14 protein-coding genes are annotated in these 12,758 nt (G+C 38.1%); 1 reads left to right on the top strand and 13 read right to left on the bottom strand.

What is annotated here, in order from left to right; all coding sequences use genetic code 11:
* Positions 1–207: 207 nt before the first annotated feature.
* The 7 genes from LAV82_RS13860 to LAV82_RS13830 all read right to left on the bottom strand — a co-directional run bounded on the left by LAV82_RS13860 (position 208) and on the right by LAV82_RS13830 (position 7,468).
* Positions 208–1,062, bottom strand: a complete 855-nt coding sequence (locus LAV82_RS13860) for a manganese catalase family protein (RefSeq protein ID WP_211077833.1) — start codon at positions 1,060–1,062, stop codon at positions 208–210.
* 272 nt (positions 1,063–1,334) lie between these two features.
* Positions 1,335–2,177: a manganese catalase gene (locus LAV82_RS13855; protein ID WP_499716285.1), complete on the bottom strand. Its 843-nt coding sequence runs from the start codon at positions 2,175–2,177 to the stop codon at positions 1,335–1,337.
* Positions 2,178–2,720: 543 nt separating this feature from the next.
* The gene (locus tag LAV82_RS13850) at positions 2,721–3,677 is read right to left on the bottom strand and encodes a siderophore ABC transporter substrate-binding protein (RefSeq protein ID WP_057235103.1); all 957 of its coding nucleotides are present in this window, start codon (positions 3,675–3,677) and stop codon (positions 2,721–2,723) included.
* A gap of 23 nt (positions 3,678–3,700) precedes the next feature.
* The gene (locus LAV82_RS13845; RefSeq protein WP_499716284.1) at positions 3,701–4,459 is read right to left on the bottom strand and encodes an iron ABC transporter ATP-binding protein; all 759 of its coding nucleotides are present in this window, start codon (positions 4,457–4,459) and stop codon (positions 3,701–3,703) included.
* The gene (locus LAV82_RS13840) at positions 4,453–5,400 is read right to left on the bottom strand and encodes an iron chelate uptake ABC transporter family permease subunit (RefSeq protein WP_057273536.1); all 948 of its coding nucleotides are present in this window, start codon (positions 5,398–5,400) and stop codon (positions 4,453–4,455) included. Before LAV82_RS13840 ends, LAV82_RS13845 begins: the two co-directional genes overlap by 7 nt.
* Complete coding sequence (locus LAV82_RS13835) at positions 5,393–6,343, bottom strand: ABC transporter permease (protein ID WP_013057891.1); 951 nt, start codon at positions 6,341–6,343, stop codon at positions 5,393–5,395. Before LAV82_RS13835 ends, LAV82_RS13840 begins: the two co-directional genes overlap by 8 nt.
* A gap of 318 nt (positions 6,344–6,661) precedes the next feature.
* Positions 6,662–7,468 (bottom strand): cell wall hydrolase, encoded by an 807-nt coding sequence (locus LAV82_RS13830; RefSeq protein ID WP_013057892.1) that lies wholly within the window; start codon positions 7,466–7,468, stop codon positions 6,662–6,664.
* A gap of 362 nt (positions 7,469–7,830) precedes the next feature.
* On the opposite strand from LAV82_RS13830, the gene LAV82_RS13825 reads away from it, so the two are divergent.
* Positions 7,831–8,085: a hypothetical protein gene (locus LAV82_RS13825; protein ID WP_013057893.1), complete on the top strand. Its 255-nt coding sequence runs from the start codon at positions 7,831–7,833 to the stop codon at positions 8,083–8,085.
* An 81-nt stretch (positions 8,086–8,166) separates the two neighbouring features.
* Here the strand turns inward: LAV82_RS13825 and LAV82_RS13820 are convergent, their stop codons facing one another.
* The 6 genes from LAV82_RS13820 to LAV82_RS13795 form a co-directional block, all read right to left on the bottom strand.
* The gene (locus LAV82_RS13820; protein ID WP_013057894.1) at positions 8,167–8,331 is read right to left on the bottom strand and encodes a hypothetical protein; all 165 of its coding nucleotides are present in this window, start codon (positions 8,329–8,331) and stop codon (positions 8,167–8,169) included.
* A gap of 317 nt (positions 8,332–8,648) precedes the next feature.
* On the bottom strand, positions 8,649–8,993 hold the full coding sequence (locus LAV82_RS13815; protein WP_211077829.1) for a bh protein: 345 nt from the start codon (positions 8,991–8,993) through the stop codon (positions 8,649–8,651).
* Positions 8,994–9,035: 42 nt separating this feature from the next.
* Complete coding sequence (locus tag LAV82_RS13810; RefSeq protein ID WP_211077828.1) at positions 9,036–10,067, bottom strand: zinc-binding dehydrogenase; 1,032 nt, start codon at positions 10,065–10,067, stop codon at positions 9,036–9,038.
* Between the two features lie 5 nt (positions 10,068–10,072).
* Positions 10,073–11,119: a galactitol-1-phosphate 5-dehydrogenase gene (locus LAV82_RS13805; protein ID WP_098238977.1), complete on the bottom strand. Its 1,047-nt coding sequence runs from the start codon at positions 11,117–11,119 to the stop codon at positions 10,073–10,075.
* A 26-nt stretch (positions 11,120–11,145) separates the two neighbouring features.
* Positions 11,146–12,417 (bottom strand): PTS galactitol transporter subunit IIC, encoded by a 1,272-nt coding sequence (locus LAV82_RS13800; protein WP_499716283.1) that lies wholly within the window; start codon positions 12,415–12,417, stop codon positions 11,146–11,148.
* A gap of 55 nt (positions 12,418–12,472) precedes the next feature.
* Positions 12,473–12,757 carry a PTS sugar transporter subunit IIB gene (locus LAV82_RS13795; protein ID WP_013057899.1) on the bottom strand — a complete coding sequence of 95 codons (285 nt, stop codon included), beginning with the start codon at positions 12,755–12,757 and terminating at the stop codon, positions 12,473–12,475.
* Position 12,758 lies beyond the last annotated feature (1 nt).

Genomic DNA, 12,758 nt, shown 5'->3' with positions numbered 1-12,758 from the left:
ATTCCCTTTTCTTCTTGTAAAAAACAAATAAATTCACAAACAGATGTAAAAAAGCCCTTTATCATGCGCTTACAGGAATGGCGAGATGTGCTTTGCGCTAGACAAATGAAAGAATTTCGCTAAAGCAAATAAAAAAACATTGACTACTAGCTCCCAGTCAATGTTTTTTATTTTAGCTTTGTTTAATTAAAGTCGATTCACATACTTTTATGCGTTCATATCTCCTAAACCTGGAGCATGCTCATTTGGCATTTCGGATAAATGAGGGACTGGAAAAGCTTCCGGTGGAGGTGTTACGCTCAAGTCTCCGCCATTTCTGCTTGGCGTCTGCCCTTGGAATATTTCTCCCATTCGGTGCGGATCTAACCTAAAATCAAATTGCGTGTTATGATACCCCATCTCGACAAATTTTCTGCATTCAGGGTATTTGTTAATATCATAATTTGGTACAGGGAATAGTTTTCCCCAGTCCACGCCTAATGTTTCAAGAGCTTTTGCAAACGCATTTTGATGAGCATTATCTCGAACAATTAAGAAACCTAGCGTTTCTCTTAACGTTTGGTTAGAACTCATTTCGTATATTCTTGTTTTTTGTAAAACACCGGTTGATTCTAATACAACGTTATTCAGTAAATCAGCCACTAGATTTCCGTGATTATAAACCCACGAGCCGTTCCATGGATTTCCGCCCGCATCTACTGGCAGTGAGCTTTGAGCGCCCATGATATAGTGATGAGGATTAGCATGTTTTACGGCTTCATCAAGAGGAGCCTGATCTGAACCTTGACTTCCTACCCCGGCTCCGCCAGATTCATCTAACAATGCATTAATAGTATTTTGAACGAGTTCTACGTGAGCAATTTCTTCTAAAAAAACACCTTTCATTAAATCGCGATACTGCGTTTCTTTTCCTCTGAAGTTAGAGCTTTGAAAGAAATATTGCATCATCGTCCGCATTTCACCAAACTGCCCGCCTAAGGCTTCTTGCAGTACCTTCGCGGCCGCAGGATCGGGCTTACCCGGTTTAATGCCATTGATTAATCCTTCTTTGTAATAATACATATCAAACACTCCTTTTATTGACATTGCTTGTTTTTGAACTAACTTATGTAGATTTTTGTCCGCTATAGGATTTTTCACTTACAGTACCTGTTGCTTTTCTTCCTAACATATTCCTTGGTGACATCTTTCTAACATATGCACATACCTACTGTTTCCATATGCGGCTGTTTTATTCTAGATATTAAAAGATAACTTAATTGAAACACGTAGATAACACCCTTTGTTATAAGCAAAAAAAGACCTCTCGAACATATCGAGGGTCTTTCTTTCTTTTATTTAGAGAAAACTTTTTTACGAGTTAAATCATGATGCAACGAAGTATCAGGAATTTCCGGATTGGGAACTTGTCCTTTTGCTACAGGATCTTTGATATATACATATTCACCGCTTCCGTCTGGGGCACTTCCAGTAGCCCAGGGTCCCTCTTCTGATTCAGCGCCTTCTGAAAGGTTCCAAAACTCATAAGCTTGTGGCTGTGATTCTTTTTCAGCCTCAGGAGGGAAAGATGCAGGAACAACTACTCCATTTTTTTCTTCTAGTTCGTTTATCGCTTCCATCCACTGATACTGGTGATAGCGATCACGCGCTAGCATTTTTCGGAATGTCGCGCGTACACCTTCATCTTTTGTCATATGGTATAACCTAGCTACTTGAAGTCTGCCTTGGCTTTCTGCATGCAAGTTCGAACGCATGTCTGCTAATAAATTGCCGCTTGCTACGATATATGAACCGTTCCATGGAACTCCATTTGAATTAGTAGGCAAACCACCAAGCCCGCTCACTAATAAATGCTGAGGATTAATTCCTCCCATGATAGCTGCTGTTGCAGGATCTTTCGCAGCTTCTGCTTGATCTTCTGAAGAGGCTCCATCAAGTAATTGACTAATAAGTGAACAAAGCATCTCTACGTGTCCAATTTCTTCTGTACCTATATCCATCAGCATATCTTTATATTTTTCTTCTCCTCGACAGTTAAATCCTTGAAAGAGGTATTGCATCATCACCGTCATTTCACCGAATTGTCCACCTAGTACTTCTTGAATCTGGCGAGCAAGCATCGGATCGGGGCGATCTACTTTGACTTCAAATTGCAGTTCTTTTTGATGACGAAACATGTTAACTCCTCCTTTAATATAATAAATTCCTTTTAGAGATTTTTTCCTCTTTTTTCCGTTCCCTTTTCCTATTCAATTAATCACTAAACTTGTACCTTTTTTCGTCTAGAACGAAAATGGATAAAAATACCTATTAATAAACTTAATTTAATTAAGTAGAAAGACACCTAAAGAAAAGGAAATACCTGCACTTTGCTCTTTAGTATTCGTTCAGTTTATAACGTTTTATAGTCACAACCACTGCCAGATAGAAAAATGTTCACTAAAAAATGAGATTGAGACATAACTAATCACTTCAATCTATAGACGAACCAATTGGATAAATGATCTAATATGGATTACGCCTCTGTTAATTCCCGTACAAGACTTCGCTTTCCGCGGGCGGCAGGAGTCTTCGCCTTTCCCTCCAATCAACAGCTAGAAGCAGCTACAGATATGAAACCTATTTTCTCTCCACAACAATAAAAAAATCCGAATGATTTGATTAATCATTCGGATCTACTTTCAATTAAAATACCTTTGTTCCAGTCTCTCTTTTCGCTATTACTTCTCTATCCCTGCTTTGATTTCTTTAATCATGCCTGCCATTGACTCAAGGCCTCCTCCAGATAAATACCAAAGGCCTGGATCAAGATATACAACGTGATTGTTTTTTACTGCATTGACTTCTTTTACGTACTCATTTTCAACAATTTGTTTAGCGGATGATTTTTCACCAATTGCGGCGCCGCGGTCAACTACGAATAAGTAGTCCGGGTTTTGCTTAACTAAATACTCATATGCAATGCTTTGACCGTGCTTAGCCGATGGATCTAGGCTGTCGTCTGCTGCTTTGATACCGAATACGTCGTGGATTAATCCGTATTTAGAACCCGGACCAAACGCTGTCATTTTGCTATCATTTGCCATCATTACAAGCGCTTTTTTATCTAGTTTGTCCGCTTGTTTTTTCAAATCTGCAATTTGCTTATCAATCGCTGCTAGCTCTTTTTTCGCTTGATCTTCTTTATCAAAAATTTGTCCTAGTACTTTTGTGTTTTCTTTAAATGACTTCATATAGTGCTGGTTGTCTGTATCGATATAAATCGTCGGCGCAATTTTTGAGAATTCATCAAATGAATCGGCTTGGCGCCCTTGAATAATAATTAAATCTGGCTTTAATTCTGCAATTTTTTCAAAATCAGGCTCTTTTAAGCCACCTACATTTGCGTACTTATCATCTTGATATTTTGATAAATACTCAGGAATCGCTTGTTTTGGTAAGCCCGCTACTTCAACCCCTAGTTTATCTAGTGTATCAAGTGCACCCATGCTGAATACTACAACTTTTTTAGGGTTTTTCTTAATTTTAATTCCGTCTTTATTGAACTGATCGGTTACTGTTACCGTCTCTTTTTGCTTACTTTCTCCACCTGTTGTTTCTTTTGCTCCTTGATTACCGCAAGCAGCTACAACAATTGCAGTTAAGACTGCTACAAACATTAATAACACTTTTTTCACTTTCGTCACCTCATGAATAAATTTTATGAAAAATACACGCAAATACGCTGTCCGCCAACCGTTTCGATTGGAATATCCATATCGTATATATCCTTTAATACAGACGTTTGAATGATGGCTTCTGTTGGGCCTTCACGGATCACTTCACCGTTTTTAAGCGCCACGATGTAATCCGAATAGACAGACGCAAAATTAATATCATGAATGACAATCACAATGGTTTTGCCTAAGTCTTCTACGAGACGTTTCAACAGCTTCATAATTTCAACAGAATGCTTCATATCTAAGTTATTGAGCGGTTCATCTAAGAAGATATACTCCGTGTCCTGTGCGATGACCATAGCGATAAAAGCTCGCTGACACTGTCCCCCGCTCAGTTCATCCAAGTATTTATCCTGAATACTTTCAAGCTTCATGTAACTCAGCGCCTGATCAACCGCTTGTTCATCGCTTTTTGTTAACCGGCCTTTTGAATAAGGGAACCGGCCAAAATTTACGAGTTCACGTACGCTAAGCCTGATATTGAGCTGATTGGACTGTTTTAAAATACTCATTTTTTTGGCTAAATCTGAGCTGTCAATATTCTCTATATTTTTTCCTTCTATTGATATTGATCCTGAGTCGGCTTTAATGAGACGGCTCATAATTGAAAGCAGCGTACTTTTCCCCGCTCCGTTCGGGCCGATAAATGACGTGATTTTCCTTTTTGGAATCACGACGGATGTTTTTTCTAAAACGGTTTTTTCTCCGTATGTTTTACTGACATTTGTTACTTCTACCATGATTTATTCTCCTTTAGCAGCAAATAAATAAAGTAAATTCCGCCGGCAAAGTCAATGATGACGCTCAGCGTGGTGCTGAAGGTGAACACTTTTTCAACGATAAACTCTCCTCCGACGAGGGCTATAACACTAAGCAGCAGTGATCCCATCATTAAATAGGTGTGCTTGTACGTTTTGAACAGCTCTCTCGCAAGGTTCACAACAAGCAGTCCAAGAAAGGTGATCGGTCCAACTAACGCTGTAGCCACTGAGACAAAAATGGCAATCACAATCAGCATTTTTTTGACGAGCCCGTCATAATCAATCCCTAAATTTACCGCATGTTCTCTTCCTAGCGACAGTACATCAAAAATGGATGTAAAGCGCCACACGTAAATGCCAAGCAGGATAAATATGACGGCTGCTATGTATAGCAAATCGGTATTAACATTGTTAAAGCTTGCAAATGATTTATCTTGTACAACTTGAAATTCATTGGGATCAATCAGCATTTCCATAAATGAAGACATGCTTTTAAATAACGTGCCGAACACAATTCCAACCAGTAAAATAAAGAAAATATTCTTACCGGCTTTTTTGAACATCAGTATGTAAAGCAAGACCGAAAAGATAATCATCAGCGAAACGCAAAGAAGAAAATTAAGATTTTTGTTCATGATGATAATATTCGTTGAGCCAAAGATGTACACAATAAACGTTTGCAGAAATAAATACAGTGAATCTAGTCCTAGAATACTAGGAGTTAGAATTCGATTATTGGTAATCGTTTGAAAGATAACGGATGAAAACGCAATGGCTCCTCCAGTTAAAACAATCGCAGCGACTTTTTCAATTCTTCGCGGCAGCGTGTACTGCCAGTAGCCTAAATCATAGCTGATAAACAGCGCCACTGATAAAATGGCCAGCGCGGCGAGAATGATAATTTTATGTTTGTTATGCATAACGACCTCTCCTTATCAGCATAAAAAGAAAGATCGCACTTCCTATTACACCTACCATTAACCCAATAGAGATTTCATATGGGAAAATAATGACTCTGCCTAAAATATCGCACGCAAGTACGAACACAGCTCCAAGAAGCGCTGTATGAGGCAGGCTTTTGCGCAAATGATCTCCACGGTAAATCGATACGATATTTGGGATGATTAATCCTAAGAAAGGCAGCATGCCAACGGTCAAAATCGTAATCGAAGTAATAAGCGAAACAATGACTAATCCAATGTTTACGATTTGTTTGTATTTCACGCCTAAATTGATTGAAAAGCTTTCTCCCATACCAGCAACTGTGAACTTATCTGCGTAAAGATAAGCAATTATTAAGAGCGGTATACTAAGGTATAAAAGTTCATATCTCCCCTTGACTACTAGCGAAAAGTCGCCTTGCAGCCATGAAGAAAGGTTTTGAATCAAATCGTATTTATAGGCAATAAAGGTAGCTAAGGAACTTACGATACTACCGAGCATTAAACCGACTAGTGGAATATAAATCGTATCGTTAAATTTAATTCTGTCTAGTATTCTCATAAACAATAGATTGCCCGCCAGTGAGAAAATGAAAGCAATGCTCATTTTTAATAGAGGACTTGCTGAAGCAAATACTAGTAGAGAAATCAACACACCAAGCCTTGCCCAGTCCATCGTTCCTGCCGTTGTTGGAGATACAAACTTATTTCGCGTAATTTGCTGCATAATTAATCCGCAAATACTAAGGCTCATTCCCGCCATAATAATACTCAAAAGCCTAGGAAAACGACTAAAAAACAGCGTTTGGCTTTCTTCTTTTGTTAAATGAAACAGATCCATCGCTGACAGATCTTGTACTCCTACAAAAAGAGACAAAATCGATAGTACAGCAAACACAAGAATTAACTGATAAAACTTCAACTTTCCTTACTCCTTTCTTCCCTCTATAAGTCTAGTTATCTCCTCCTTCATCATATGTAAATGATTATCATTATCAATTGACTTTCTTTATCATATCATTATTCTCTAAATAATCAATGGTTTTCTCAAAATTTAAGCAAAAAAATACCTTAACAGATGGATCTGTTAAGGTATTTTAAGGTTCAATTAGACTTAAAAATCCAAACTATTAATATTAATAGTTTGGATTTTACTTTAACCAAGATACTTCTGTAGCAGACTCTTTGCATTAACATTACATATATATGAAATATATGTTTATATTTGAGAGAAATCTACTTATTTTGCAAATACATGGTTTCCAATAACTGCCGTTACTTGCTGCGTTGCAACCCATTGGCTTTCAGCGATTTTCGGATTATAGAAAAACAGCGCATCGTTTTCATGCGGGTTTGATAATGCTTCGCTTACCGCTCGTTTTGATTCTTCTGATGCAGGCTGATTAATAGCTCCGTTTGCTACTGGTGAAAATTGATATACGCCGTTTCCTAGCTGCTGATAAATAACGTCGTGAATGTTATTTGGGAATTCCGGTGAAGCTACACGGTTTAATACCACAATTGCTACCGCTACTTTTCCTTGGTACGGCTCACCTTTTGCTTCTGCCTCTACTAATCTAGCTAGTAAATCTTGATCTTGTGCAGAAACCGATGTAGACGGAGCAGTTTGTGCCGGCGCCGGTGCTTCTCCTTGAAGTTTTAATGTTTGTCCGATGGTAATGATATCACTTTGTAAACCGTTAACAGCTTTTAACTGATCCACAGTCATGCCGTTTTGTGTTGCAATATGATATAACGTTTCGCCTTGTGCTACTGTATGTACAGATGTTGCCGGACTAGCGGCAGGTTGTGCTTGTCCCTGGTCAGGAATCGTTAATGTTTCTCCAACGTAAATCATGTCGTTTTGGCGGTTATTAGCACCTTTCAGCTCATCTACCGTAACCCCATTTTGTTGGCCAAGCCCCCACAAGGTATCTCCTTTTACGACTTTGTGCGAAGCTGCTGCTGATGCTGTTCCTTGACTTGCTAGAAATGCTACAGACGCTGCAGAAGCAACTGCCCATTTTTTTACACGTTTTTTACTCACAAAAACTACCTCCTAAAATTTGAACCTGTTATTACCTTAGCACATAGATTCGCCTTTTCATTAAAAAAAACAGTAACATTTGTTCTAATTGGATTAAGTTTCTTACAGTGCCATTCATTATGTTACAACTTTTACATGACCCTTAAAGAATATGTAGAAATATGACGATTTCATTGCGAAACGAGCTTTTTATCTGTTTACTTACATTCCTCTTTCTGTAAAAAACTTGATTTAATTATGATTAATCGCAGAGATAAAAAGGAAAACAGCAGTTAAATAGAGAAATAGTGTAACTATTGAGGAATGGTTCAGCGCTTCTTTGTCAATTTACGTTTGTTTATTAATAAAGGAGGTCTATTTGGATGTGTGCAAATAAAATGTATGTGACGTATAACACGGAGAAACCGGCTATTACAATTCAAGGAGCTTTTTATCATACGGGAGGAACGCAGGAAGAGTTTTTGCGGGAATTCAAGTACTGGCTTGAATCTCACGGCTGGTCATTTATGGGCGTAACAAATGAAACAACGATGACAACGGCGAACAAAGAGTTAAAAGAAACGATGGAACAGCATAAAATAGAAGGCAAAAAAGTTCAAAGACTAGAAGATTTATAACGATTGCTTCTATAATCCTTCACACATGTCCAAACGCCAATACGTAAAAAAGCCTTTAGATGAGCTAAAGGCTTTTTTACATTAACGAGAAAGTGCGACCACCTTCTGATTTTCTACTCTCTCTTCAACAGGCTTTCTCATTTCTTTTTCCGTCCATACGCCAATGCGTTTTTGTCTTTTCCCAAGAGGCTGTTTTTCACATGCATAGCAAATTTCTGAAATATCATCAAAATGAGCTAACGACATCTTTATCCCTCCTTTTCTAAATATACACAGGCAAGTTAGTATGCTTCTTCCCTTATTTTCCAAAGCTAAACTGCTGCATCTTATATTTAAACAATTTATAAACAAACGGAATAAATAATTTCTACTTCATTATCATTTAGATTGTTTTATTTAGATATAGACGGGTAAACAAAAACTATCCCACCTCACACCCTGAAGTTTGAAACTGTCACGTAAAAAAGCTGCTTTCTATACATCTAATGTATAGAAAGCAGCTTTTTTATGTAGCTAGAAAAAACGCATTGATGCACCAGCTATAACAACAGGCAACCCGCCCTTTATTTTCTAGCAGTTCGTTTTTTGTAACGGTGAATAGTATGCATAGATTCATTAAAATCTTTCATTAGACGATAAGGCTTGCTCACTAACCTTATCGGAATTCCAGTTAAAAATCTATTTATATCTTTTTTATATTCTTTTGATACTCGGTTAGGTTTAGTAAAGACACGCTTGTAGACCTCTTTATAGAACTCTTTCAAAACATCAACTTTAAATACCATTGTACGCCTACATTCTTGACACTCTACGCGTACAATTTTGCCGTTAATATAATAAATGTGGTGTGGAAGCTCTTCTTTGCAACTGTTACAATATAAACCTGCTTCCATTTGGGTATCTTTCACACTTCCTCCCTCCCTGATTTACATTATTTATATAGTTCGTTTCTACGACTGAACAAGCACTTTTATTTCATTACCTGATAGAACGGCTTCGAATCCTTGACGCCAATAATCAAGAGGTACAATTTTAGTGATCATTTTCTCTGTATTAATTTTCTTTTCTTCAAGAAGTTTCAAAGCAATATGCCAAGAACTTGGTTTCTGAGAACGCGTTCCAATATATGTAATTTCCCTTTGAATGATAGATTCTTGATCTAAAAGGTTTAATTTTTCGGAGAAAATCCCTACTTGTACAAACGTTCCTTTTTTCTTAACCAGAGGCAACCCTTGGTTTAACGCCTGGACAGCACCTGAACACTCAAATAACTTGTCAACACCGTATCCCTGTGTATAGGTTAGCACAATTTCTTCTAAGCTTTCATTTTGGATATCTACAGTTACGTCGATTCCTAAAGACTTAGCTAACTCTAAACGCTTCTGATCTTTTGTTATACCTGCTAATATAACAAACGCTCCTTGTGCTTTTACAACTTGCGCTTGCAGTAAACCAATGGGACCTGGACCAAAAATTAATACTTTATCTTCTTTTTTAACAACTGTTTTTTCTAAAGCTGCATGAACGCAGCAAGCTAGAGGCTCAGTTAAAGCAGCTGCTTTTAGGTCGACTGCATCTGGTAGCACATGGACACTTTCCTCACGTGAAATAACATATTCAGCAAAGCTGCCGTTTATTTGTGTGCCTATTCCTTTTCGATGAGCGCACAAATTATAGTCTTTTTCTAAGCAATAATCACACTCTCCGCACGTCACAAATGTTGTTTCACTCGTTACTTTATCGCCAACTTTTACTTTTGTTACAGCTTCCCCTACTTCAACGACTATACCGGAAAACTCATGCCCAAGCACAACCGGCGTCTGGGAATTTTTATATTGACCTGTAAACGTGTGAATATCCGTACCGCATATTCCGGTATACGCTACTTTAATCTTCACTTGGTTTTTCTGAACTTCTAATTCAGGGATTGTTTTTAACAGCATCTTATCGTAGCCTGGCTCTACCTTCATGACTGCCTTCATTTTTTTCACTCCTTATTTGGAATTATTAACACTTTTCCATAAGCTTCTTCTCGATTAATAATCATATTAAATGCTTTTTGCGTGTCTTCTAACTTGAATCGATGAGAAATTAATTCTTTTAATCTAATCTTTCTATTTAAAATAAAGTCAACGCTTGTTTTCCACTCTTTCCCGGGAAACGGTGCAGAATAAGAGTTCCAAAAACCTTGCAATGTAAGCTCTTTTCTAAAAATACTCTCAAATGCTGCTTCAGATAAACACACATCTGAATAAGCAATACCTAAATATCCAACCTTCCCTTTTTTACGAGTAACGAGCAGGCACTGCTCTTGAGTGAAAGGGGAACCTGCACATTCGAGTGCAAGATCCACCCCTCTTCCTTTTGTATAATCATTAATTTTTTCAAGGACATTTTCATAACGGGCATGAATCACTTTTTCACAACCCATGGCCCTCGCTTCTGCAAGCTTTTCACTAGAAATGTCGATGGCGATGATTTCTTTTACACCCGCAATTTTCAACCATTGAATCGTCAGCATGCCAATGACTCCTGCTCCAAAGACCGCTGCAGTGTCTCCTATTTGCGGATGAATATTAAGTACTCCATGAAGCGCTACTGCTAAAGGTTCTATCATAGCTGCTTCTTCAAAGTCCATCTCTCCTACTTGGATAACATTTGAAGCTGGAATATTGACATACTGAGCAAATCCGCCAAATGATTGCGCGCCAATCATTCCGTAGTTTTCGCATAGTGAATACTGCCCTTTTTGGCAATATTCACATGCGCTGCACGGTTTAAACGGAATAGCAGCTACTCTGTCTCCAACGTTCAAATCTACTACTTTTCCCCCTTTTTCAACGATATACCCAGCAAATTCATGTCCCATAATGGCAGGCAGCGGATACTTCCATCTGCTTGTCATTTTGTGTGTATCCGATCCGCATATTCCTGCTGCCATTACTTTTATTTTGACTTCATTCGCTCGGCAGGAATCAATCCCAATATCTTGATAAATAATTTTATTTTTTTCATGTAGCACAGCCGCTTTCATTGCCTTACCTCCTGTTTATGCCTATTTTAAAAAATAGAAGCCCACAGCTGAGAGAATTTAAGAATAAGCCAGTTAAATAAGTTTCCTCCCATGTCTAAACTTGAAATTTGTGTTGCACCTTCCGGCATAGAAAACTGAGCTCCTGATAACATTTGCGTATGCACATCTGCAAAATTCGTTGCCATATAAAGTGATAGCGCTACCATAACAGTGCCCGAAATAAGAGAGTGTATAATATTTCCTCTTAATGAGCCCACAACAAAAGCTACATAGAAAGGAATGGTAGCCAAATCCCCAAACGGCAATACTTTATTCCCAGGCAGAATGACAGCTAAAAGTAATGTAATGGGGACAAGTAACAGTGCTGTAGCCATAACGGATGGATGTCCTACTGCAAGAGCGGCATCTAATCCAATATATATTTCACGATCACCATATCGTTTTTGAAGAAAAGAACGAGCTGCTTCAGAAATTGGAATAAGTCCTTCTATTAAGATTTTAACCATTCTAGGCATCAAAAGCATAACCGCTCCCATTGAAATACCTACTTGAAAAACTTTACCAAGGTCATAGCCTGCTAATATACCGATTACACACCCTAAGATTAAACCCATCATCATTGGTTCACCGAAAATACCAAACCGTTTTTGAATAGATTCGGGATCTGCGTTCAACCTTTTAATCCCTGGAATCCTTGATACACCCATACCTATCAAAATACCAATTGGTCCAAACGCAGCTGTAGAGCCCGTAGGAAGAGAAATTCCTTCTAACCCGTAAAATTTTTGAACCATTGGCGCTGTCTTATCTGCTACAAATAAAACAGCAATTTCATACAGAACGGTACACAGTATTGCAAACCACCAGCTTCCTGTGACAACGTATCCTGTTGCACCAGCAGCGATAAAGTGCCAATAGTTCCAAATATCAATATCAAGCGTTTTAGTCAGTTTTAACAAAAGTAAAATAATATTTACAAACAAGCAAACAGGAATTAGTATAGCTGCAACGGGAGATGCCCATGATATTGCAGCGGCAGAAGGCCATCCTGTATCGATAACAGTTAGATTTAATCCAAATCGTTCAACCATTGCTTGTGCTGCTGGTCCTAAGTTTTTTACAAGTAAATCAATAACTAAGTTGATGCCGACAAAACCAATTCCTATTGTAATTCCGGATTTAAACGCTTTTTTTGCTCCTGTTTTAAATAACAGGCCTAAGATAAAAATGGCAATTGGTAAAATAACTGTAGGTCCTAGATTTAATACTGCTTGCACACCTGATAGAAGTTTATCCATATCCATCCCTCATTTTTCTTTTGTCATTTCCTAAAATGGAGGCAACGCGTGGTACCTATGCTTGTAAATGCGTCAGAATTTTTTGATCTAGTGCTTCCATGCCAATCCCTGTGATATAGGAGGTTGCGCTTAATGCTGGAATGCTGTACGTTGTGGGTAAAATCGTTGTCGATACAATTAAATCCGCTCCTTCTTGGCGAGAAGCTACTTCGGCAATTTTACACTGCACAACTTCTGCGTTAATGCCGTTGTCTTTTAATAAATTTTCTACTCGTTCACACACCACTGTTGATGTTGCAATTCCCGCTCCGCATGCTACTAATACCGTATATTTTTTCATT

Origin of the sequence: Bacillus sp. ILBB4 (genome assembly GCF_035064545.1) — a bacterium.
Lineage (GTDB): Bacteria > Bacillota > Bacilli > Bacillales > Bacillaceae_H > Priestia.
Note: the sequence above shows the minus strand (reverse complement) of the source record. Positions and strands in the feature narration are given on the sequence as shown.